Genomic DNA, 23,074 nt, shown 5'->3' with positions numbered 1-23,074 from the left:
AGTTCCTGCGCGCCGAGCGTCGTCAGATGCGTGGAGCTGACCTGCGCGTCGATCAGCGGCCAGCCCCAGCCGCGCAGCCGGTGCGCGAGTGCAAGCAGCGCGACCTTCGATGCGTTGTCCGCGCGGCTGTACATCGACTCGCCGTAGAACATGCGTCCGACGGCGACGCCGTAGATGCCGCCGACGCGCTCGTTGCCGGCGTAGACCTCGACCGAGTGCGCGTGCCCGAGTTCATGCAGCCGCGTATAGGCATCGAGCATGCTGCGCGTGATCCAGGTGCCCGAGTGACCGGCGCGCGGTGCGGCGCAGGCGCGCATGACACCGGCGAAATCCACATCGGCGCGGATGCGCCAGTCGCAGCCGCGCAGCCAGCGGGCGAGCCGCCGCGGCACATGCATCGCATCGGTCGCGAACGCCATGCGCGGGTCGGGCGACCACCAGAGTATCGGTTCGCCCGGCGAGAACCACGGAAAGATGCCGTGCGTGTACGCCTGCAGCAGTCGGGCAGGGCGCAGGTCGCCGCCCGCGGCGAGCAGGCCGTTCGGTTCGCGCAGCGCGGCGTCGACCGGCGGAAAGGCTTCATCGCTGCCGGGCTGCAGGATCGGTATCCGGATCATGACGCTTCGGTTCCGGTCCGCGGCGGCACCGCGAACGGCGATTGATCGCGGAGCCACGCCCCGCGCCGTTCGACCTCGGCCTGTTCCGCGCGCAGTGCGCGTCGGATCGCGGCGCGGAACTCGGGGCGCACGATATGGTGGAACGAGCGCGTGCGCTGCGGCAGGAAGCCGCGCGCGATCTTGTGCTGTCCCTGTGCGCCGGGTTCGAAACGCGAGAGTCCTGCGCGCAGGCAGTAGGCTATGCCCTGGTAGTAGCAGGTCTCGAAATGCAGCCCCGGAATCTCGCGCAGACTGCCCCAGTAGCGGCCGTACAATGTCGTCGCGCTGCGCAGGCACAGTGCCATTGCGACGCGCTCGCCGTGCTCGCGCGCGATCACGACGACGAGCTGTCGCGGCATGACGGCGCCGAGATGGCGCAGGAAGGCTTCGGTCAATGCCGGATAGTTGCCCTTGTCCTGGAAGGTGCGCGCATAGCAGGCATGGACGAAACGCCAGTCGGCGTCGTCGAGTTCGTCGCCGTGCAGCGTCTGCAGCTCGATGCCTGCCGCGGCGACGCGTGCGCGTTCCTGACGCAGGTTCTTGCGCTTCTTCGGCTGCAGCGCGGCGAGGAAATCGTCGAAGTCGCGATAGCCGTCGTTGTGCCAGTGAAACTGCCAGTCATTGCGCTCGAGCCAGAACTCGGGGTCGGCGGGCACGGGTTCGCCGGATGCCGCGAAGTTCACGTGTGCCGACGACAGGTCGTGGCCCGCGCATTCATCGCGCAAGGCATCCAGCAGCGCGGCGGCGGTACCGTCGCCGAGCAGCCGCGGTCCGCAGACCGGCGAATACGGCACCGCGCACAGCAGCTTCGGGTAGTAGTCCAGGCCGTAGCGGGCGTAGGCCTCGGCCCAGCTCCAGTCGAACACGAACTCGCCGTGCGAGTTGCCTTTGAGATAGACCGGCGCTGCGCCGACGAGACGTTCGCCGTCGTGGAGCGTCAGATGATGCGGCTGCCAGCCGAGCTCCGGCAGGATGCAGCCGTGCGTTTCGAGTCCGGCGAGGAACGCGTGGGACAGGAACGGATTGTCGTCGGGACGCAGCGCGTCCCACGCGGCCGGTTCGATGTCGGCGAGGCGCGCGTGGAACGCAACGCGACGGCGGTCGTTGGACATCGGCGCCGCCGCGCAGCGCTCAGGCCAGGCCGAGCTTGTCGAGATACTTTTCCGCGTCGAGCGCGGCCATGCAGCCGAAACCGGCCGAGGTCACGGCCTGGCGGTAGACCTGATCGGCGACGTCGCCGGCCGCGAACACGCCGGGCACGCTGGTCCCCGTGGCGCCGCCTTCGAGGCCGCTGCGGATCTTGATGTAGCCGTTGTTCATATCGAGCTGGCCGTCGAACAGGGCCGTGTTCGGCGTGTGGCCGATCGCGACGAACATGCCGCTGACGCTCAGATCGCGCGTCGATCCGTCGACCGTGCTGCGCAGGCGCACGCCGGTCACGCCGGTGCCGTCGCCGAGCACTTCGTCGACGCCGTGGTTCCACACGATTTCGACCTTGCCGGCCTTTTCCTTCGCGAACAGCTTGTCCTGCAGGATCTTCTCGGCGCGGAACTTGTCGCGGCGGTGTACAATTGTTACTTTCTTTGCAATGTTTGCCAAGTACAAGGCTTCCTCCACGGCGGTGTTGCCGCCGCCGATCACGGCGACTTCCTGTTCGCGGAAGAAAAACCCGTCACAAGTCGCGCAGGCCGATACGCCCTGGCCCTTGAAACGGTCTTCGGACGGCAGCCCGAGGTACTTCGCCGTGGCGCCGGTCGCGATGATCAGCGCGTCGGCGGTATAGCTGCCGTTGTCGCCGGTCAGGCGAAACGGACGCTGCGCGAGATCGACGCTGTGGATGTGGTCGAACAGGATTTCCGTATCGAAGCGCTCGGCATGTTTCTGCATGCGTTCCATCAGCGCGGGTCCCTGCAGACCCTCGACGTCGCCGGGCCAGTTGTCGACGTCGGTCGTCGTCATCAGCTGGCCGCCCTGCTGCAGTCCCGTGACGAGCAGCGGCTTGAGATTTGCGCGCGCCGCATACACCGCCGCGGTATAACCTGCCGGGCCGGAACCCAGGATCAGCAGGCGACTGTGCTTGGGGGTACTCATGTATAATCCCTCGCCGCAAAAAAGCGGCCTTGAACGTGTCGATTCATGCGACGGGGCGGCGATTCTTCACGCTGCGATCCTGTCGTCCCTAATCCAATCCTTGTCAGCCGGCGCCGTGCAGTCTTCGCTGTGAGGCGGACCGCGTTCGGGCCGGCAAGAGCCCGCAAGGATGGGGAGAACGGGGCACCGATTCAAGCGGTAGTGATTCAAGCGGTACCGATTCAACCGGTGCGAAGCTCGGGAGGGCGTCGCGCGCAGCGTCACAGAACTTGAGCTATTCACACCACGAGGAATTGCAATGCGTATCGGTATTCCGTCGGAAACGAAGACTCTCGAAGGCCGCGTCGCGCTGGTGCCGGCCGCCTGCGCGGATCTGGTCAAGCGCGGGCATGAGGTCTATGTGCAGTCCGGCGCCGGCACCAAGAGCGGATTTTCCGACGCCGACTTCACGCGCGTCGGCGTGAGGATCGCCGCCGACGCGGACGCGCTGTACGAATGCGGTGAGCTGATCGTCAAGGTCAAGGAACCGATCAAGGGCGACCTCGAGCGCCTGCGCAAGCATCACCAGCTGTTCTGCTATCTGCATCTCGCGCCCGAACCAGTGCTGACCAAGCGCCTGCTCGACATCGGCCTGACCGGCGTCGCGTTCGAATCGGTCGAGGAAGCCGACGGCTCGCTGCCGCTGCTTGCGCCGATGTCGATCATCGCCGGCCGCATCGCGATCCAGGTCGGCACGCACCTGTTGCACCAGCCGATGGGCGGCAAGGGCAAGCTGCTCGGCGGCCTGCCCGCGACGGAGCGCGGCAAGGTCGTGGTCCTCGGCGCCGGCGCGGCCGGCGGCAACTCCGCGGCGCTCGCCGCGGCCGGCGGCGCGAACGTCGTCGTGTTCGACAAGCGTCCCGACCGCCTCGCGCAGATGATGGCGCTCGGCACGAACGTCACCGCGCTGTACCCGTACGAGGAATACGTCGCACGCGAAGTCGCGACGGCCGATCTCGTCGTCGGCGCCGTGCTGATCCCGAGTGCGAAGGCGCCGCACGTCGTCACGCACGAAATGGTCAAGTCGATGGAAGCGGGTTCGGTGCTCGTCGACATCTCGATCGACCAGGGCGGCTGCTTCGAAACCGCGCGTCCGACGACCTGGGCCGAGCCGACCTACCTCGTCGACGGTGTCACTCATTTCGCCGTGACCAACATGCCGGGCGCCGTGCCGCAGACTTCGTCGCAAGCGATCTCCGCCGCGATTCTGCCGTACGTCCAGCGCATGGCGGCTGGTCCGCAGTGGCGCGAACACGAGTCGCTCAAGCGCGGCATCAACGTCGACGGCGGCCAGATCGTGCACCCGGCGCTCAAGGGCCTGGTCTGAGCCTGCCTCCGGCAGCGGCGCCGCGAAGGCGGCGTCCGCGTCGCGTATGCTCTCTGAATCCCCGCCGCGGCGGGGATTCGGTTTTCTGGTTGACCCCGCCGCGGCGGGGATTCGGTTTTCTGGTTGACCCCCCGCCGCGGCGGGGATTCGGTTTTCTGGTTGCCCCCGCCGCGGCGGGGATTCGGTTTTTCTGGTTGACCCCGCTGCGGCGGGGATTCGGCGTTCTGGCCGGCCGGATGCTCCGGGGCAGGGGCTGCGCGAGCCTGCTACGATGCCCCGGCGGCGCATCGTTTTCGCGTTCCGAAAGTTTTGATTGAACAACGCCTTGCGGCATATTCCTGAGGTATAGTCCAGCGGTGTCGCGCAACTCCAAAGCCATTCCGGCCCTGACCGGTTCCGAGCAACTGCAGAAGCGGCTGCGCGAAGTCGCCTTCCTGCTGCTGTTGCCGGTCGTGGTCTATCTGCTGGCCTGCCTGCTGAGCTACAGCCCGCAGGACCCGGGCTGGTCGCACGCCGGCGAGCCGCAGCGCATCCACAATTTCGGCGGCGCGGTCGGTGCCTGGATCGCCGATCTTTCGCTGTACTTCTTCGGCGGCCTCGCCTACGTCTTCCCGCTGCTGCTGCTCGCCGTCGGCGCCGGCATCCTGCGTCCGCGCGAGGACGCGCCGAAGTCGGCGCTCGAACCCTCATTGCGGCTGATCGGCTTCGTCGCGTTCTTCCTGAGCGGCAGCGGCCTCGCGCACCTGCATTTCACCGGGCCGAGCCAGTTGCCGGAAAAGGCCGGCGGCATTCTCGGCAAAATGGTCGGCGGCGGGCTGCTGCACGGCTTCGGTTTCCTCGGCGCGACGCTGTTCCTGCTCGCGGTGTTCCTCGTCGCGGTCACGCTCGCCACGGGCCTGTCCTGGTTCAAGGTCATGGACACGATCGGCCGCACGATCCTCGCGTCCGGCGCCTGGCTGCTGGGCAGCCTGAAGAAGGCCGACGATGCGCGCGTCGCGCGCGCGGCGCGGGTCGAGCGCGAGGAAGTCCGCAAGGTCGAAACGGTCAAGCAGGCCAAGCGCGAGCCGGTGCGAATAGAGAAACCGGCCGCGGTGACCATTGAAAAAAGCGAGCGTGCCGAACGCGAGCAGCAGATCCCGCTGTTCGTCGGCGCGGCCGTCGCGGGGGAACTGCCGCCGCTGTCGCTGCTCGACGAGCCCAAGCCGCAGGCCGCGGGGTATTCCGAGGAAACCCTCGCGGTGCTGTCGCGCCAGGTCGAACTCAAGCTCAAGGATTTCCGCATCGACGCGCAGGTCGTCGGCGTGTATCCGGGGCCGGTCGTCACGCGCTTTGAAATGGAGCCCGCCGCGGGCGTGCGCGGCAGCCAGATCAGCAATCTCGACAAGGACATCGCGCGCGGCCTGTCGGTCGTCAGCGTGCGCGTCGTCGACGTGATCCCGGGCAAGAATGTCATCGGCCTGGAAATTCCGAACACCAAGCGCGAGATGGTCTATCTGTCGGAGATCCTGCGCTCCGACAGATACGATGCCTCGAAATCGCCGCTGACGCTCGCCCTCGGCAAGGACATCGGCGGCCGGCCCGCCGTGGCCGATCTCGCGAAGATGCCGCATCTGCTCGTCGCCGGTACGACCGGCTCGGGCAAGTCGGTCGCGGTCAACGCGATGGTGCTGAGCCTGCTGTACAAAGCCAGCCCGCGCGACGTGCGCATGATCATGATCGACCCGAAGATGCTGGAGCTCTCGGTCTACGAAGGTATTCCGCATCTGCTCGCGCCGGTCGTCACCGACATGAAAGAAGCGGCCAACGCGCTGCGCTGGTGCGTCGCGGAAATGGAGCGGCGCTACAAGCTGATGGCTGCGACCGGCGTGCGCAACCTCGCGGGCTTCAACAAGAAGATCAAGGAAGCCGAGGACGCGGGCCAGCCGCTGCTCGATCCGCTGTTCCGCCCCGATGCGTCGCAGCCCGAGCGTCGCGCCGAGCCGCTGCAGCCGCTGCCCTATATCGTCATCATCATCGACGAATTCGCCGACATGATGATGATCGTCGGCAAGAAAGTGGAAGAACTCATCGCGCGTCTCGCGCAGAAGGCGCGCGCCGCGGGCGTGCACCTGATCCTGGCCACGCAGCGACCGTCGGTCGACGTGATCACTGGTCTGATCAAGGCCAATATCCCGACGCGCATCGCGTTCCAGGTATCGAGCAAGATCGACTCGCGCACGATCCTCGACCAGTCCGGTGCCGAGGCGCTGCTCGGCCACGGCGACATGCTCTACCTGCCGCCGGGTACCGCGACGCCGGAACGCGTGCACGGCGCGTTCGTCGACGACCATGAAGTGCATCGCGTCGTCGAATGGCTGCGTGCGCAGGGCCGCCCCGAATACATCGAAGGCGTGCTCATGGAAGTGCAGACGACCAACGACGGCAGGGTCATCGGCGAGACCGGCCTGCCCGAGGAAATCAGCGAAGGCAATGCCGACTACGACGAACTCTACGACCAGGCCGTGCGCATCGTGACCGAGTCGCGGCGCGCGTCGATCTCGGGTGTACAGCGGCGCCTGAAGATCGGCTACAACCGCGCCGCGCGGCTCGTCGAGCTCATGGAACAGCAGGGCGTCGTCAGCGCGCCCGAGCACAACGGCAATCGCACCGTGCTCGCACCGCCGCCGCCCGAGCTGTAGAAAAACGATCAACGATTTCAACGACGAGGACGTCATGAACACCGCGGCACGAGGAATGGATCAGAGCGGGCAACGGCGGGCGACAGCGTGGGCGCTCGGCTTCGCGTTCGCGGTCTATCTGTTCAGCTGGCTGATGCTGCGCAGTCCGCCGGACTGGCTGCGCGCTGCCGACGGCCTGCCGCAATGGCCGATCGCGTTCGACCTGCTGCTGACCGTGCCGGCCGTCTACTGGTGGCTGCATCGCCGCGATCGCCGCCGCGCCTGGCTGGGCGCATTCGCACTGGCCGGCTGCGGCATCTGGGTCGCCACGCAGTTGCTGCCCGACACGAGCGGGCCGATCTGGTCGGGCCTGCGCCTCGCACGCACGGTCGGCATCGGCATCGTCGTGCTCATCGAAGTCGGCATCGTCATCGGCATGCTGCGCTTCGTCGCCGTGCTCGCACGCGACGGCAATCCCGACTACGCGCTGCGCGACGGCCTGCGTCACCGCCTCGGCACGACGCTCGCCGCGCGCATCATGGCCTTCGACCTGCGCATGTGGCTGCACGTGTTCGCGGGCTCGCGCCGCCGGTGGACCTATGCCGGCGACACGCATTTCCGCTACGACCGCAAGGACGGCAATGCGGGCAACCAGCAGGCATTCCTGATCCTCATGCTGATCGACCTGCCGGTCGGCCACGCCATGCTCATGCTGTTTGCGAGCACGACGGCGGCCTGGGTGCTGACGGTGCTGACGCTGCTGTCGCTCGCGCTGATGTTCGCGCATTACCGCGCGACCCTGCGTTGTCCGATCTCGCTGTCGCGCGACGCGCTGTATCTGCGCTACGGCCTGGCCGTCGCCGAAGCGGCCGTGCCGCTGACGGCGATCGCGCAGGCGCAGGCGCTGTCGAATCGCGACGGCGTCGGCCGCCGCGCGCCCGGCCTGCTGCGCCTTTGCGATGCCGGCGAGCCGAACCTGCGCCTCGTGCTGCACGAACCGGTCATGATCGCCGGCTGGTTCGGCATCGAGCGTCGCATCGACACGATCGCGCTCGGCCTTGATCAGCCGCGCGAATTCCTCGCCGAGCTGAACGCGCGCCTCGCGGCGCGGGAACCCGCTGCACGCGCGCCGGTCCACGGCGCAACCACCGCTGCCGACGACTGAGCCATGCCGATCCGCCTGCTTGCCCTGTGCCTTCTCTGCGTCTCTACCGGCGCGTCCGCCGAAACCGCGCGCGCGCGCCTCGATGCGTTCGCCAAAGGACTGCAATCGGTCTCCGCCGATTTCGCGCAGAGTGTCTTCGACCCGAACGGCCAGCCCGGCAAGAAAACCTCGGGCACCCTCGCCGTGCAGGCGCCGCGGCAGCTGCGCTGGGAAGTGGACAAGCCCTACCAGCAGCTCGTCGTCGCCGACGGCATGCACGTCTGGATCTACGACCCGGATCTCGAACAGGTCACGGTGCGTAACCAGGGTGTCGAGGAAGCGCACAGCCCCTTGACCGTGCTGACCGACGTCAGCCAGATCGATCGCGACTTCGTCGCGAGCGAACAGGGCGAACGCGACGGTCTGCGCTGGCTGCGTCTCGCGCCCAAGGGCAAGGACGCCGAGTTCGAATACGCCGATCTCGGCTTCGGCTGCGCCGAGGCGGGCAGGACCGACTGCGGCGGCGCCGTCGCGTTCAGCCGCATGGTGTTCAAGGACACGCTCGGCAATCGCACCGAGACGCGCTATGCGAACTGGCAGCGCAATCCCAAGCTCGCCGCCGACCGCTTCACGTTCAAGCCGCCGGCCGGCGTCGACGTGATCGGCGACGTCAAGCCCGAAGCGGAAGTGCATCCGATCAAAGACTGATGATCGTCGCCTCCCTGCCTCGCTGGGTCGGTTTCGGCGCGTTTGCGCTGGCGTCGGTCGCCGGCATGGTCAACGCGGTCGGATTTCTTGCGTTCGGCCATCAGGCGATCACCCATCTCACCGGCACGACGACGCTGTTCGGCGTCGCTCTCGCGCAGGGGCAGACCGCACTTGCGCTCGACCTGCTCGCGTTTCTCGGCGCGTTCATCACCGGCGCGGCAGTCAGCGGCGCGATCGTGGCCGACAGCACGCTGCGGCTCGGCCGGCGCTACGGCGTCGCGCTGATGCTCGAATCGGCGCTGCTGCTGCTCGCGATTCCGCTGCTGCGCAGCCATTCGACGATCGGCATCTGCATCGCGAGCGCCGCCTGCGGCCTGCAGAACGCGATGGCCAGCACCTACAGCGGCGCGGTGCTGCGCACGACGCACGTATCGGGAATTCTCACGGATCTCGGCATCATGGCCGGCCAGCGCATCCGTGGCCTCGGCCACGATTCGCGCCGGCGCAACCTCTATCTGCTGATCGTGCTCGGCTTCGCGCTCGGCGCGACGATCGGCGGTGTCGGCTTCGCGCGATTGCAGGAGACGGTGCTGCTGCTGCCCGCGGCGCTGACCGGCGCGGGCGGACTGGCCTATGCCGTCTATCGCCACCGCGTGCTGCGGCGCGAGGCAGGCTGAAATCAGCTCTCGAAATCGTCGGCGAAGAGCGCGTCGGCCGGAATCACGGCGGCCGCACCGGTGTCATCGAAGCACCAGCCGTGAAGCGTGACCGGAAAGCCGAGCCCGCTCGCCGTCGACAGCACGAGCCAGCCGTAGTTGAGCTGGCCGCTCTGTTCGTTGCGAAAGCGCACGCCGAGAAATCCGTGCGCGATGCCGGCCTGCCAGGCCGACACGTCGCCGGTGATGCCCGCGCGCGAATACGGCTGCTCCGGGCCGATCGTCGCGCCGGGCGCGAGCACGGCGTAGCTGTCCGCGCTGGTCACGACGCCGCCGTTGCCGGTCGAGGCCTGTCCCCAGTAGAAGCGCAACTGGTCCGCCGGCGTCGTGCTCGCCGCCGCATAGGGATTGAAATCGAAGCCCGGCGCGCCGCCCTCCGACGGCGCGGAGACGCCCGTCAGCAGATTGATGTAGAGGCCTTCGGTCGTGGCCGGGATCGCGAGATCCGCATTCGCGACGCAGCGGATCTCGGCAGCGGCGGGCAGGGCGCCCAGGCCGAAGGCCGCGGCGATGAAACAGCGAGGGGCAGGGCATGCGGACACGGCGGTACTCCGGCGGGCGAGCGGCGAACCGTAGCAGACCCGCAGGGAGCGAGCGCGGGATTCCATCTGTGCACATTTGATCGCTGATGCCGCAGCGGGGGACGAACCGCTACTCTATCGCCATGCCCCGCAAACCCGCCGCCCCCGCCAGCGCGAGCCTGTTCGCCGAACCCGAAGCCCTGAAGCCGCTGGCCGAGCGCATGCGTCCGCGCGAGATCGGCGAGATCGTCGGACAGACGCGCCTGGTCGCGCCGGGCCGCCCGCTGCGCCGCGCGGTCGAGTCGGGACACGTGCATTCGATGATCCTCTGGGGGCCGCCGGGCTGCGGCAAGACGACGCTCGCGCTGCTGCTCGCGCGTTATGCCGACGCGCAGTTCCGGGCGATCTCGGCCGTGCTGTCGGGGCTCGCCGACGTGCGCGCCGCGCTCGAAGAGGCCGCTGCGAACTTCGCGCGCGGCGTGCGCACCGTGCTGTTCGTCGACGAGGTGCACCGTTTCAACAAGGCGCAGCAGGATGCGTTCCTGCCGCACATCGAGAAAGGCGTCATCATCTTCGTCGGCGCGACGACCGAGAACCCGTCGTTCGAGCTGAATTCCGCGTTGCTGTCGCGCTGCCGCGTGCACGTGCTCGAAGCGGTCGCCGCCGCCGACATCGTCGCGGCGCTGCGCCGTGCGCTGACCGATACCGAACGCGGCCTCGGCGCACAGCAGCTGCGCGTGGCCGACGAATCGCTGCGACTGATCGCGCAAGCCGCCGACGGCGACGTGCGCCGCGCACTGACCTTGCTTGAAATCGCGGCCGAACTCGCCGACGACGGCGTCGTCGACGACGCCACGCTGACGCAGGTTCTGGCCGACCGCACGCGGCGCTTCGACAAGGGCGGCGAGCAGTTCTACGACCAGATCTCCGCACTGCATAAATCGGTGCGTTCGTCCGACCCGGACGCCGCGCTGTACTGGTTCACGCGCATGCTCGACGGCGGCTGCGACCCGGCCTACCTCGCGCGGCGCCTCACGCGCATGGCGGTCGAGGACGTCGGTCTCGCCGACACGCGCGCGATCGGCATGGCCATCGAAGCCTGGGAAACCTACGACCGGCTCGGCAGTCCCGAAGGCGATCTCGCGCTCGCGCAGCTCGTCGTCTACATGGCCGTCGCCGCGAAGAGCAATGCGGTCTACCTCGCGTTCGGCGCGACGCAGGCCGAAGTGCGCGCGAGCGGCACGCTGGACGTGCCGATGGCGATCCGCAACGCGCCGACGAAGCTCATGAAGCAGCTCGGCTACGGCAAGGGTTACCGCTACGACCACGACGTCGACGGCGGCGTCGCGCTCGACCAGCAGTGCCTGCCCGACGCGCTGGTCGGGCGCGAGTTCTACCAGCCGACCGAGCGCGGCCTGGAAGCGCGCATCGCCGAGAAGCTGCGCGAACTGCGCGCGGCGCGCGCCGCGGCGCTCGCGCAGCGCGAACCGGGCGATACCGACGCATGATCCGCGCCGCCCTGTCGCTGCCGCGCACGGTCTGGCTGCTCGGCCTCGTCAGTTTCGTCAACGACACCGCGAGCGACATGATCTATCCGCTCGTGCCGCTGTACCTCGCGAGCGTGCTCCTGGCCGGTCCCAAGGCGCTCGGGTTGATCGAAGGCATCGCCGAGGCGTTCGGCAGCGTGCTCAAGCTCGTCGCCGGCGTGCTCGCGGACCGGCTGCGCCACATGCGCAGCTGGGTCATTGCGGGCTACGCGATTTCCGGTCTCGTCCGCCCGCTGATCGCGCTGTCGACGAGCTGGCTCGGCGTGCTCGCCTGCCGCTTCGCCGACCGCGTCGGCAAGGGACTGCGTTCGGCGCCGCGCGACGCGCTGCTGACGCTCAGCGTCGCGCGCGAATCGCGCGGCCTGGCCTTCGGCCTGCATCGCGCCATGGACAATCTCGGCGCCGTCGTCGGTCCGCTCGTCGCCGCGGGACTGCTCGCGCTCGGGTTCACGCTGCGCGAAGTGTTCTTCTGGGCCATCGTGCCGGCCGTCGTCGTCGTCGCATTGACGCTCTGCGTGCGCGAACCCGAGCGCGTCGTGCTGCAGCCCAAGCCGTTCCGCTGGAACCTGTCCGACCAGCCGCGCGCGTTCCGCCGCTATCTGGTCGCGTTGGCATTGTTCACATTGGGAAATTCGTCGAACATGTTCCTGCTGCTGCGCGCGAGCGAGCTCGGTCTCGGCCAGGCGCAGGTGCCGCTGATCTGGGCGCTGGTCTGCTTCGTCGCCGCCGTGTTCGGCCCGCCGCTGTCGGCCTGGTCCGACCGCGTCGACCGGCGCCGGCTCATCGTCGGCGGCTGGAGCGTCTACGCCGTGTTCTATCTCGTGTTCGGCCTGCTGCCGGCGCAGCCCTGGCTGCTCTGGCCGCTGTTCGCGGCCTACGGCCTGTTCCTCGCGGCGACCGAAGGCGCCGAAAAGGCGCTGGTCGCCGACCTCGTGCCGTCCGCGCAGGCCGGCACGGCGTTCGGCTGGTACAGCCTCGTGTCCGGCATCACCTTGCTGCCCGCGTCGCTGCTGTTCGGCTGGCTCTGGGCCGACATCGCGCCGCTCGCGGCGTTCGGGTTCGGGGCGGCGTGCGCGCTCGGGGCGGCAGCGGTGCTGATGCGAGCAGGCAACGAAGAGGAGTGAGAAACGAGCAACCGTGCGGGGCTACCACTCGTTTCTTACTCCTCTTCGCTCTTTTCTCGTCCGTCCGCCGCGGCGATAATCGCCGACCCCGTTGAATCTCCAAGGATTGCCATGCTTGACCCAGCCCTGCTGCGCGGCCAGCTCGATGCCGTGGCCGAACGACTGGCGACGCGCGGATTCGCGCTCGACAAGGCGGCGATCGAAGCGCTGGAGTCGCAGCGCAAGGCCGTCCAGGTCGAAACGCAGGACCTGCAGAACCGGCGCAACACGCTGTCCAAGCAGATCGGCATCGCCAAGAGCAAGGGCGAGGACGCCGCCGCGCTGATGGCCGAAGTCGGCGGCATCGGCGATGCGCTCAAGGCGAACGAGGTCACGCTCGCCGACGTCCAGCAGCGGCTCGCCGAGATCGCGCAGGGCATTCCGAACCTGCCGCACGAATCGGTGCCGCAGGGCAGCGACGAATCCGGCAACGTCGAGCAGAACCGCTGGGGCACGCCGCGCAGCTTCGATTTTCCGGTGCGCGATCACGTCGACCTCGGCGCGCGCAAGGGCTGGCTCGACGGCGATGCCGGCGCGAAGCTGTCGGGCGCGCGCTTCACGGTGCTGCGCGGCGAACTCGCGCGGCTGCATCGCGCGCTCGCGCAGTTCATGCTCGATCTGCATGCGACTTCGCACGGCTATCTCGAAACCAACGTGCCGCTGATCGTCAATGCCGACTCGATGCTCGGCACCGGGCAACTGCCGAAATTCGAGGACGACCTGTTCTCGACCGCGGTCGGCGACGCGAAGCGCTATCTGATTCCGACCTCGGAAGTGCCGCTGACGAACCTCGTGCGCGACAGCATCGTCGACGCCGAGTCACTGCCGCAGCGCTATACCGCGCATTCGATGTGCTTCCGCGCCGAAGCCGGCTCGCACGGCCGCGACACGCGCGGCATGATCCGCCAGCATCAGTTCGAGAAGGTCGAACTCGTCAGCATCGCCAAGCCGGCCGACAGCGACGCCGAGCACGAACGCATGACGCGCTGTGCCGAGAAGGTGCTCGAAGCGCTGGGCCTGCCGTACCGCCGCATGCTGCTGTGCACCGGCGACATGGGCTTCGGCGCGATCAAGACCTTCGACCTCGAAGTCTGGCTGCCGTCGCAGAACACCTATCGTGAAATCTCGTCGTGCTCGAACTGCGGCGACTTCCAGGCACGGCGCATGCTCGCGCGCTGGCGCAATCCGGAAACCGGCAAGCCCGAGCTCGTGCACACCTTGAACGGCTCGGGCGTGGCCGTCGGCCGCGCGATGATCGCGGTCATGGAGAACTACCAGCAGGCCGACGGATCGATCACGATTCCGGACGCGCTGCGGCCGTACATGGGCGGGGTCGAGTCGATTTCCTGAAAGCCGGGAGATCCGAACCGTGACCGCCTTGGCCCTCTCCCCCCGACGCAGTCGAGGGAGAGGGAGCGATGCTTCGCTCCACGACGCCCGATTCTCGATTCCCGATTCCGCCTAACCATGCGCCTTCTGCGCGCGCTCGAACGCGGCGAGCTGTTCCGGCGTCGCGTCCTTCTGGTGCTGCGCCTTCCACTGCGCGAACGGCATGCCGTAGACGCGTTCGCGGGCGTCATCCTTGCTGAGCTCGACACCGCGTTCCGCTGCGGCTTCACGGTACCAGTCGGCGAGGCAGTTGCGGCAGAAGCCCGCGGTGATCATGAGGTCGATGTTCTGCACGTCGGTGCGTGCGTTCAGATGGGCGAGCAGGCGGCGGAACGCCGCGGCTTCGAGTTCGACGGTGGATGCGGACACGGCTTTTCCTCGGCGAAATGTGCATGGTAGCTGAGCGTCGCGGCGCTGCGGTTTGAGGCCGTCATGCCGGACATGGATAATGCGCGCCTTGTTGTGCCGGGCGCCGCCCGGTCCCCGACGCGCCTGGCGCGACGACCCTGCATCGCCGGCCCGGCCGGACCTGGAATCGCCGACACATGACCGCCCGCATCCTGGACGGCAAACGCATCGCCGACGAACTGCTGGAGCGCATCAAGGGCCGCGTCGGCGCCCGCGTCGCCGCCGGCAAGGCGCGCCCCGGACTCGCCGTCGTCCTCGTCGGCGCCGATCCGGCCTCGGCGGTCTACGTGAAGAACAAGCGCAAGGCCTGCAAGGAAGTCGGATTCCGCTCGTTCGACTACGACCTGCCGGCCGAAACCCCCGAAGCCGAACTCTACGCGCTGATCGACCAGCTCAATGCCGACGCGCGCATCCACGGCATCCTCGTGCAGCTGCCGCTGCCGGCGCACATCGAGGCGACCGCACTCATCAACCGCATCGATCCGCGCAAGGACGTCGACGGCTTCCATGCCGCCAACGTCGGCTCGCTCGTTCTGCGCCAGCGCGGCCTGCGGCCGTGCACGCCCAAGGGTGTCATGACGCTGCTCGCGCATACGGACAAGCCCGTGCGCGGCGAACACGCCGTCGTCGTCGGCGTGTCCAACCACGTCGGCCGGCCGATGGCGCTCGAACTCCTGCTCGCCGGCTGCACCACGACGTCCTGCCACAAGTTCACGCGCGACCTGCCGGGCTTCATCGCACAGGCCGACATCGTCGTCGTCGCCGTCGGCCGTCCCGGCCTCGTCAAGGGCGAGTGGATCAAGCCCGGCGCGATCGTCGTCGACATCGGCATCAACCGCCTCGACGACGGCCGCCTCGTCGGCGACGTGGAGTTCGACGTCGCCGCGCAGCGCGCATCGTGGATCACGCCGGTGCCCGGCGGCGTCGGCCGGATGACCGTCGCGACCCTGATCGAAAACACGCTCGAAGCCGCGGAGACCTTTTTCGACCGATGAACACGCTGCGCCGAATTCCGCTGATCCTGGCCCTTGCCGCGCTGACCCTGCTGTCGGGCTGCGCCGGCATCGTCAACAAGGCTTCCCAGCGCTTTGCCGACAATCTCGGCAGCGCGATCCTCAATCAGGACGATCCCGGCACCGTGCGCGACGGCCTGCCGGCCTATCTGCTGCTGCTCGACGCATTGCTCGAAGGCGATCCGAAGAACGTGGGCACGCTGCTTGCCGCGGCACGTCTCTACGGCGCCTATGCCGGCAGCTTCGTGACCGAGCCCGAACGCGCCAAGCGCCTCGCGAACCGTGCGTTCGGCTATGCGCGCCGCGCAACCTGCGAGCGCAATGCGGCGCTCTGCGGCGTCATCGAGCAGCCGTTCGACGCGTTCTCGGCGCAGGTCGCGAACATCGGCGCGAAAGAACTCGATCTGGTCTACGGCCTTGCGTCGGCCTGGGCCGGCCGCATTCAGCAAGACAGCGGCGACTGGAATGCGATCGCCGATCTGCCGAAAGTGCAACTGCTCGTCGAGCGCGTGCTCGCACTCGATCCGAACTACGCGCAGGGCGAGCCGCACATGGTGCTCGGCGTGCTGCACTCGCTGCGGCCGGCGACGCTCGGCGGCAAGCCGGAACTCGGCAAGGCCGCGTTCGAGACCGCGATCGCGATGTCGCAGGGACGTAATCTCATGGCGAAGACGCTGTATGCGCGCTTCTACGCGCGGCTCGTGTTCGACCAGGAACTGCACGACCGTTTGCTCAACGAAGTGCTGGCCGCCGCGCCGGAAGCGCCGCGGCTGACGCTGACCAACGTGCTGGCGCAGGAACAGGCCAAGGCGCTGCTCGCGTCGGGCAAGGATTATTTCTGACGTCGCACAGGCGATGTCGACCGATTGCAACGAGGGCCGCTGCGGCCCCAGGGAGATCAGCATGAATTTGCGCACGTTCTGTCTTTCCGCGCTGCTGGCCGCGACCGTCGCCGGCGCCGCGCAGGCCGAAGTCATCAAGATCGCGACCACCGCGCCCGACGGCACGGCCTGGATGAAGGAAATGCGCGCGGGCGCCGACGCCGTGAAGGCGCGCACCGAAGGCCGCGTCGAACTCAAGTACTACCCGGGCGGCGTGATGGGCGATACCGCGACCGTGCAGCGCAAGGTCAAGATCGGCCAGTTGCACGGCGGCGCGTTCACCGGCGGCGAAGTCACGAGCGTGAACCCCGACCTGCAGGTCTACAGCCTGCCGTTCCTGTTCCGCTCGCAGGCCGAGATCGACGCGGTCCGCGCCAAGTTCGACGAGCGCCTCAAGGCCGGATTCGAGAAGAACGGCTACGTCGCGCTCGGCCTGTCCGGCGGCGGCTTCGCCTACATCATGAGCACGCGCGAAATCAAAACGCGCGATGACCTCAAGGCCGCGAAAGTCTGGGTGCCGCAGGGCGACTACATCGCCGAGGTCGCGTTCAAGGCCGCCGGCGTCACGCCGATCTCGCTGCCGCTCGCCGACGTCTACACGAGCCTGCAGACCGGCCTCATCGACACCGCGGCCAACACGCTGGCCGGCGCGATCGCGTTCCAGTGGCATACCAAGATCAAGCACATCGTCGATCTGCCGGTCAGCTACGTCGCCGGCGTCATGATCGTCGACAAGAAGGCGTTCGACAAAGCCAGCGCCGCCGACCAGGCCGTCCTCAAGGAGGAAATCGGCAAGGCGTTCGCGCGTCTGGACCAGATCAGCATCGACGACAACACCAAGGCCGTCGACGCGCTGAAGAAGCAGGGCATCACGATCTATCAGCCGAGCGCCGAGGAAACCGCGAACTGGCAGAAGGTCGGTGCCGAATCGATGCTGAAGATCGAAGGCGACCGCTCGCCGTCGGCGGAGATCGTCAAGGCCGTCAACGACGAACTCGCGACGCTGCGCAAGAAGTAAAGAATCCTCGCGCCAAGGCCGCCATGACCCCTGCATTCCAGCGCAATCTCGCCCGTCTGCACCGTTTCGAAGACTGGGTGCTGACGCTGCTCGTCCTCGTCATGGTCGTGCTGGCCGGCGCGCAGATCGTGCTGCGCAATTTCTTCGACAGCGGCTTTCCCTGGGCCGAACCGGTGCTGCGCGCGCTCGTGCTCTGGAGCGCGATGCTCGGTGCGGTCATCGCGACGCGCGACGACCAGCACATCGGTCTCGACTTCATCGCGCGCTTTGCGGGCGGCACGGCGCTGCGCGTCGCGCGCTTCGTCGCACTCGCGTTCGCGGCCGCGCTGTGCGGCGCCATGGCCTGGTACAGCTGGGCGCTCGTGCAGCTCGATCGCGAAGGCCATACCGAAGGCGTCATCGGCATTCCGGCCTGGATGCTCGAACTGATCCTGCCGGTCGGCTTCGGCCTCATGGCGCTGCGTTTCCTGATCCGCTCGGTCCTGCCGGCGAAAGCGCATGAAACGCTGCCGGAGACCGGCGCATGATCTGGGTCATCGTCGGTCTGCTGATACTGCTCGCCGCGCTCGGCGCACCGCTGTTCGCCATCCTCGGCGCGATCGCGCTGATCGGTTTCCACATGGCGGGGCAGGAGGGCATCGCGGTCGCGGTCGAGTTCTACCGCCTGTCCGACATGCCCGCGCTGATCGCGATTCCGCTGTTCACGCTCGCGGGCTACATCCTCGCCGAAAGCAAGACCCCGCAGCGCCTCGTGCGCCTGACGAACGCGCTCGTCGGCTGGCTGCCGGGCGGTCTCGCGATCGTCGCGGTGCTCGCCTGCACCTTGTTCACCGCGTTCACGGGCGCGACCGGCGTGACCATCATCGCGCTCGGCGCGGTGCTGTATCCGGCGCTGCGCCAGGCGCACTACGGCGAAAAGTTCAGTCTCGGCCTGCTGACCGCGTCGGGCAGCCTCGGACTGCTGCTCGTGCCGTCGATGCCGCTGATCCTCTACGGCGTCGTCGCGCAGCAGTTCCAGACCACGCCGCCGGTCAGCATCGACGCGCTGTTCAAGGCCGGCGTGCTGCCGTGTCTGCTCATGGTCGTCATGCTCGGCGCCTACAGCGCCTGGCACGTGCGCAACGTCGCGCGCCCGCAGGCTGCGCCGCGCGGCGAACTCATGGCGGCGACCAAGGACGCCGCCTGGGAAATCCCGCTGCCGTTCGTGATCCTGATCGGCATCTATTCCGGCAAGCTCGCGGCGTCCGAAGCGGCGGCCGCGACCGCGCTCTACGTGCTGATCGTGACCGTGCTGATCCGCCGCGAAATCAAGCTTGCGGAACTGCCGCGCGTAATCCGCCATGCGATGGTGCTGGTCGGCGGAATTCTCGTGATCCTCGGCTTCTCGCTCGCGCTGACGAACTGGCTCATCGATGCGGAAGTGCCGGAGAAACTGTTCCAGTTCCTGCGCACGCACATCCCCGAGAGCAATCCGTTCCTGTTCCTGCTCGCGCTGAACCTGTTCCTGCTCGTGTTCGGCATGCTGCTCGAAGGCTTCCCGGCCATCATCCTGCTCGTGCCGCTCGTGCTGCCGGTCGCGGTGCGCTACGGCATCGATCCCGTGCACCTGGGCATCATCTTCCTCGCGAACCTGCAGCTCGGCATTTTCCTGCCGCCGCTCGGCATCAACCTCTACATCGCGAGCGCGCGCTTCCGCCAACCCGTGATGACGCTCGTGCGCGCCGCGGTGCCGTTTTTCCTGATCATGCTCGCGGCCACGCTGATCATCACGTACTGGCCGGGGCTGTCGCTCTGGCTCGCGCGCTGACGGCGGCACGCGTAGGTTGGCGGCGAGCCGACCCAGGCGAACCCCCGCATCGAGATGGTCGCCCGAGCCGAACGCCGGGCGGAAGAATCGTCGGGCGGGCGGCTGTGCGGGAACGCGGTGCGTCGTTCCTCCGCATGGGCTTTTCGCGGCGGAAACACCACGATGTTGGGGTTCGCCTTGCGGCTCATCCCAACCTGCCGGGTTCCTGGTTATTTGAGCCCGGACCGCCTTTCCGTATAATCCCGTTTTTGCGACGGTCCTCAGGTATGCGCATCCTCGCCGAAGCCCTGACGTTCGACGACGTCTCGCTCGTTCCCGCCTATTCCAACGTCCTGCCCAAGGACGTCAGCCTCACCACCCGATTGACCCGCGGCATCCGGCTCAACATTCCGGTTCTCGCCGCCGCCATGGATACCGTCACCGAAGCGCGTCTCGCCATCACGATGGCGCAGTGCGGCGGCATCGGCATCATCCACAAGAACATGCCGGTCGAGCGCCAGGCCGCCGAGGTCCGCCTCGTCAAGAAATTCGAAGCCGGCGTCATCCGCGATCCGATCACGGTCGGGCCGGAAACCTCGATCCGCGAAGTCATGCAGATCGTACGCGCGCGCAACATCTCCGGCGTGCCGGTCGTCGAGGGCGAACAACTCGTCGGCATCGTGACGAACCGCGACCTGCGCTTCGAGAAGAAACCGGACGATCCGGTGCGCCACATCATGACGCGCAAGGATCGCCTCGTTACCGTCAACGAAGGCGCGAACGAAGAAGAAGTCCTCGCGCTGCTGCACAAGCACCGCATCGAGAAAGTCCTCGTCGTCGACGACCTGTTCCGCCTGCGCGGCCTGATCACGGTCAAGGACATCCAGAAAGCCCGCGACAATCCGAACGCGGCGAAAGACAAGCACGAGCGCCTGCGCGTCGGTGCGGCCGTCGGCGTCGGCGGCGACACCGAAGACCGCGTCGCGGCACTCGTCGAAGCCGGCGTCGACGTCATCGTCGTCGACACGGCGCACGGTCATTCCCAGGGCGTGCTCGACCGCGTCGCCTGGGTCAAGAGAAACTTCCCCGACATGCAGGTCATCGGCGGCAACATCGTCACCGGCGACGCCGCGCGTGCGCTCGTCGACGCGGGCGCCGACGCGGTCAAGGTCGGCGTCGGTCCCGGTTCGATCTGCACCACGCGCATCGTCGCCGGCGTCGGCGTGCCGCAGATTTCCGCAGTCAGCATGGTCGCCGAGGCGCTGCGCGACTCGAACGTGCCGCTGATCGCCGACGGCGGCATCCGCTATTCCGGCGACATCGCCAAGGCGCTCGTCGCCGGCGCGTCCTGCGTGATGATCGGCGGCATGTTCGCCGGCACCGAGGAAGCGCCCGGCGAAGTCGAGCTCTACCAGGGCCGTTCGTACAAGAGCTACCGCGGCATGGGTTCGCTCGGCGCGATGCAGAAAGGCTCGAAGGACCGCTATTTCCAGGACGAAGCCGACGCCGACAAGCTCGTGCCCGAAGGCATCGAAGGCCGCGTGCCGTACCGCGGCCCGCTGCGCAACATCGTGCATCAGCTCGTCGGCGGCCTGCGTGCGTCGATGGGCTACGTCGGCTGCGCGACCGTCGACGAGCTCCGTGTAAAGCCGCAGTTCGTGCGCATCACGAGCGCCGGCGTGCGCGAATCGCACGTGCACGACGTGGCAATCACGAAAGAAGCGCCGAACTATCGGCTCGACTGATCGAAACGGGGACCTGCGGGTCCCCTTTTTTTTCGCCTTTTGCAAAAGCGCTGCCTTTTGCAAAAGCGACGAGTCACCTTGCAAAAGCGACGAGTTCACCGCAAGCCATGCAGAACATTCACGACGACAAGATCCTGATCCTCGACTTCGGCGCGCAGTACACCCAGCTGATCGCGCGGCGCATCCGCGAGATCGGCGTCTACTGCGAAATCTGGGCCTGGGACCACGATCCGGCCGACATTCCGAAGTTCGGCCCGCGCGCCGTGATTCTGTCGGGCGGTCCCGAATCGGTGACCGAGCATGAATCGCCGCGAGCACCGCAGATCGTGTTCGATCTCGGCGTGCCGGTGCTCGGCATCTGCTACGGCATGCAGACCATGGCCGAGCAGCTCGGCGGCAAGGTCGAAAGCGGCCACCATCGCGAATTCGGCTATGCCCAGGTGCAGGCCGATACCTCATGCAGCCTGTTCCGCGGACTCGTCGGCGACAGCGGAAAACTGCCGGCATTCGGCGAGGGCGAATCCTGGATGGGCGAGCAGGGGCCGCAGCGCACCGCCGACGCCGCTGCCGCACGCATAGCGCTCGACGTCTGGATGTCGCACGGCGACCGCGTCGTCGCGCTGCCGTCCGGCTTCGTGCCGGTCGGCGCGACCGAATCGCTGCCGTTTGCCGCTATGGCCGACGAAGCGCGCCGCTACTACGGCGTCCAGTTCCATCCGGAAGTGACCCACACTAAGCAGGGCGCCGAACTGCTGCGCCGCTTCGTTGTGGACATTGCTGCCTGCAAGACCTTGTGGACGGCGGCCAACATCATCGAGGACGCCGCCGAACGCGTGCGTGCGCAGGTCGGTACCGACAAGGTGCTGCTGGGCCTCTCGGGCGGCGTCGATTCGTCCGTCGTCGCGGCGCTGCTCAAGCGTGCGATCGGCGACCAGCTCGTCTGCGTGTTCGTCGACACCGGCCTGCTGCGCTGGCAGGAAGGCGACCAGGTCATGAAGACCATGGCCGAGCACATGGGCGTCCGCGTGATCCGCGTGAACGCGGCCGACCGCTATTTCGCGGCGCTCGCCGGCGTCGAGGATCCCGAAGCCAAGCGCAAGATCATCGGCCGCCTGTTCGTCGAGATCTTCGAGGAAGAATCGGCCAAGCTCACCGACGTGAAGTGGCTCGCGCAGGGTACGATCTATCCCGACGTCATCGAGTCGGCCGGATCGAAGACCGGCAAGGCCCACGTCATCAAGAGCCACCACAACGTCGGCGGCCTGCCCGAGCACATGAAGCTCGGCCTCGTCGAACCGCTGCGCGAACTGTTCAAGGACGAAGTGCGCCGCCTCGGCGTCGAACTCGGCCTGCCGCGCGAGATGGTCTACCGCCACCCGTTCCCGGGCCCCGGCCTCGGCGTGCGCATCCTCGGCGAAGTCAAGGCCGAGTACGTCGAACTGCTGCAGCGCGCCGACGACATCTTCATCCGCGAACTGCGCGCCCACAATCTCTACGACAAGACCAGCCAGGCCTTCGCCGTATTCCTGCCGGTCAAATCCGTCGGCGTCGTCGGCGACGCGCGCGCCTACGAATGGGTGATCGCGCTGCGCGCGGTCGAGACCATCGATTTCATGACCGCGCACTGGGCGCACCTGCCGTACGACTTCCTCGGCGCCGTGTCGACGCGGATCATCAACGAGCTGCGCGGCGTATCGCGCGTGGTGTATGACATCAGTGGAAAGCCGCCGGCGACGATCGAGTGGGAGTGAAACCGGGTCTTTCAAGGCCTATCGTTGGCTATCGAAAAATCGCTGTAAATTTGTGAGTTGCCGCCAGATCCTTCCGCTGGCCGGCGATGGGACGCCAGTGAAGCAGGTCTACGTGTTCGCGATCTGCATGGCAAAAAAAATGTGGACAACCCGGCCGATGGTGGCTTGGGGTGGCAAAAAAATGGACAACCCGGCCGATGGTGGCTTGGGGCAACACGGGCTACGGCTGCGGCCTCAAGCTCGTGCTGTTCGAACGACACCGTGCGCGTCTCGGTTCGGCCTATCCGATGGATGAGTGCCCCGGTCCCTCGGCCACGTGAAACTCGATGCCGACGGCACGCACCTGCTGATCGCCAGCCGCGACAGATCGTTTCGTCGAGGACGACGGCAACATCTAGTGCGTCGACGTATTCCTGCTCGACAAGATCGAGGACTGCCTGTTCGCGAACGAGTTCGGGCAGCCCTGATCGATCGGGAAACCGACCTGGCCGAGTCCGCCGCGTTCTGGAGCCGC

The 23,074-nt window shown here is 67.5% G+C and carries 22 protein-coding genes; 17 read left to right on the top strand and 5 right to left on the bottom strand.

Features of this window, described 5'->3' with window-relative positions; translation table 11 throughout:
- The 3 genes from aat to trxB form a co-directional block, all read right to left on the bottom strand.
- Nucleotides 1-617 (bottom strand): leucyl/phenylalanyl-tRNA--protein transferase (gene aat, locus VLF18_RS19965; protein ID WP_325281389.1); only part of this gene is annotated, 617 nt, incomplete at its 3' end.
- Nucleotides 614-1,768: a GNAT family N-acetyltransferase gene (locus VLF18_RS19960; RefSeq protein WP_325281388.1), complete on the bottom strand. Its 1,155-nt coding sequence runs from the start codon at nt 1,766-1,768 to the stop codon at nt 614-616. The genes VLF18_RS19960 and aat, both read right to left, overlap by 4 nt.
- Before the next feature lie 19 nt (nt 1,769-1,787).
- Nucleotides 1,788-2,747: a thioredoxin-disulfide reductase gene (gene trxB, locus VLF18_RS19955; RefSeq protein ID WP_325281387.1), complete on the bottom strand. Its 960-nt coding sequence runs from the start codon at nt 2,745-2,747 to the stop codon at nt 1,788-1,790.
- Nucleotides 2,748-3,045: 298 nt separating this feature from the next.
- Here trxB and ald point away from each other — a divergent pair, with 298 nt between their 5' ends.
- The 5 genes from ald (at nt 3,046) to VLF18_RS19930 (ending at nt 9,299) form a co-directional block, all read left to right on the top strand.
- Nucleotides 3,046-4,113 carry an alanine dehydrogenase gene (gene ald / locus VLF18_RS19950; protein WP_325281386.1) on the top strand — a complete coding sequence of 356 codons (1,068 nt, stop codon included), beginning with the start codon at nt 3,046-3,048 and terminating at the stop codon, nt 4,111-4,113.
- Nucleotides 4,114-4,469: 356 nt separating this feature from the next.
- Nucleotides 4,470-6,791 carry a DNA translocase FtsK gene (locus VLF18_RS19945; RefSeq protein WP_325281385.1) on the top strand — a complete coding sequence of 774 codons (2,322 nt, stop codon included), beginning with the start codon at nt 4,470-4,472 and terminating at the stop codon, nt 6,789-6,791.
- Nucleotides 6,792-6,825: 34 nt separating this feature from the next.
- Nucleotides 6,826-7,935 (top strand): hypothetical protein, encoded by a 1,110-nt coding sequence (locus VLF18_RS19940; RefSeq protein WP_325281384.1) that lies wholly within the window; start codon nt 6,826-6,828, stop codon nt 7,933-7,935.
- Between the two features lie 3 nt (nt 7,936-7,938).
- A complete protein-coding gene (lolA, locus tag VLF18_RS19935) occupies nt 7,939-8,622 on the top strand; it encodes an outer membrane lipoprotein chaperone LolA (RefSeq protein WP_325281383.1) in 684 nt (227 codons plus the stop codon).
- Nucleotides 8,622-9,299 carry a YoaK family protein gene (locus VLF18_RS19930; RefSeq protein ID WP_414717248.1) on the top strand — a complete coding sequence of 226 codons (678 nt, stop codon included), beginning with the start codon at nt 8,622-8,624 and terminating at the stop codon, nt 9,297-9,299. The genes lolA and VLF18_RS19930 overlap by 1 nt, the downstream gene beginning before the upstream one ends.
- Nucleotides 9,300-9,301: 2 nt before the next feature.
- On the opposite strand, the gene VLF18_RS19925 is transcribed toward VLF18_RS19930, so the two are convergent.
- Nucleotides 9,302-9,880, bottom strand: a complete 579-nt coding sequence (locus VLF18_RS19925; protein ID WP_325281382.1) for a hypothetical protein — start codon at nt 9,878-9,880, stop codon at nt 9,302-9,304.
- 122 nt (nt 9,881-10,002) lie between these two features.
- Here VLF18_RS19925 and VLF18_RS19920 point away from each other — a divergent pair, with 122 nt between their 5' ends.
- The 3 genes from VLF18_RS19920 (at nt 10,003) to serS (ending at nt 13,919) form a co-directional block, all read left to right on the top strand.
- Nucleotides 10,003-11,367, top strand: a complete 1,365-nt coding sequence (locus VLF18_RS19920) for a replication-associated recombination protein A (RefSeq protein WP_325281381.1) — start codon at nt 10,003-10,005, stop codon at nt 11,365-11,367.
- A complete protein-coding gene (locus tag VLF18_RS19915; protein WP_325281380.1) occupies nt 11,364-12,530 on the top strand; it encodes an MFS transporter in 1,167 nt (388 codons plus the stop codon). Before VLF18_RS19920 ends, VLF18_RS19915 begins: the two co-directional genes overlap by 4 nt.
- 111 nt (nt 12,531-12,641) lie before the next feature.
- Nucleotides 12,642-13,919: a serine--tRNA ligase gene (gene serS, locus VLF18_RS19910; RefSeq protein ID WP_325281379.1), complete on the top strand. Its 1,278-nt coding sequence runs from the start codon at nt 12,642-12,644 to the stop codon at nt 13,917-13,919.
- A 111-nt stretch (nt 13,920-14,030) separates the two neighbouring features.
- On the opposite strand, the gene VLF18_RS19905 is transcribed toward serS, so the two are convergent.
- On the bottom strand, nt 14,031-14,327 hold the full coding sequence (locus VLF18_RS19905; protein WP_325281378.1) for a DUF1244 domain-containing protein: 297 nt from the start codon (nt 14,325-14,327) through the stop codon (nt 14,031-14,033).
- A 176-nt stretch (nt 14,328-14,503) separates the two neighbouring features.
- Here VLF18_RS19905 and folD point away from each other — a divergent pair, with 176 nt between their 5' ends.
- The 9 genes from folD to VLF18_RS19860 all read left to right on the top strand — a co-directional run.
- Complete coding sequence (gene folD / locus VLF18_RS19900) at nt 14,504-15,361, top strand: bifunctional methylenetetrahydrofolate dehydrogenase/methenyltetrahydrofolate cyclohydrolase FolD (RefSeq protein WP_325281377.1); 858 nt, start codon at nt 14,504-14,506, stop codon at nt 15,359-15,361.
- Nucleotides 15,358-16,221, top strand: coding sequence for a TRAP transporter TatT component family protein (locus VLF18_RS19895; RefSeq protein ID WP_325281376.1), 864 nt, complete (start codon nt 15,358-15,360; stop codon nt 16,219-16,221). Before folD ends, VLF18_RS19895 begins: the two co-directional genes overlap by 4 nt.
- A 61-nt stretch (nt 16,222-16,282) precedes the next feature.
- The gene (gene dctP, locus VLF18_RS19890; protein ID WP_325281375.1) at nt 16,283-17,278 is read left to right on the top strand and encodes a TRAP transporter substrate-binding protein DctP; all 996 of its coding nucleotides are present in this window, start codon (nt 16,283-16,285) and stop codon (nt 17,276-17,278) included.
- A gap of 23 nt (nt 17,279-17,301) precedes the next feature.
- The gene (locus tag VLF18_RS19885) at nt 17,302-17,805 is read left to right on the top strand and encodes a TRAP transporter small permease (RefSeq protein WP_325281374.1); all 504 of its coding nucleotides are present in this window, start codon (nt 17,302-17,304) and stop codon (nt 17,803-17,805) included.
- Nucleotides 17,802-19,085 (top strand): TRAP transporter large permease, encoded by a 1,284-nt coding sequence (locus tag VLF18_RS19880; RefSeq protein ID WP_325281373.1) that lies wholly within the window; start codon nt 17,802-17,804, stop codon nt 19,083-19,085. The genes VLF18_RS19885 and VLF18_RS19880 overlap by 4 nt, the downstream gene beginning before the upstream one ends.
- 266 nt (nt 19,086-19,351) lie before the next feature.
- Nucleotides 19,352-20,809 carry an IMP dehydrogenase gene (guaB, locus tag VLF18_RS19875; protein WP_325281372.1) on the top strand — a complete coding sequence of 486 codons (1,458 nt, stop codon included), beginning with the start codon at nt 19,352-19,354 and terminating at the stop codon, nt 20,807-20,809.
- 107 nt (nt 20,810-20,916) lie between these two features.
- Nucleotides 20,917-22,560, top strand: coding sequence for a glutamine-hydrolyzing GMP synthase (gene guaA / locus VLF18_RS19870; RefSeq protein ID WP_325281371.1), 1,644 nt, complete (start codon nt 20,917-20,919; stop codon nt 22,558-22,560).
- 197 nt (nt 22,561-22,757) lie between these two features.
- Nucleotides 22,758-22,880: a hypothetical protein gene (locus VLF18_RS19865; RefSeq protein WP_325281370.1), complete on the top strand. Its 123-nt coding sequence runs from the start codon at nt 22,758-22,760 to the stop codon at nt 22,878-22,880.
- Nucleotides 22,877-23,074: hypothetical protein (locus tag VLF18_RS19860; protein ID WP_325281369.1), on the top strand; the 198-nt coding region annotated here is incomplete at its 3' end. The genes VLF18_RS19865 and VLF18_RS19860, both read left to right, overlap by 4 nt.

It is taken from the genome of Tahibacter sp., assembly GCF_035481375.1.
In the GTDB taxonomy this organism is placed as follows: Bacteria; Pseudomonadota; Gammaproteobacteria; order Xanthomonadales; family Rhodanobacteraceae; genus Tahibacter.
The sequence above is the reverse complement of the archived record's forward strand: the minus strand, read 5'-3'. Positions and strand labels throughout refer to the sequence as shown.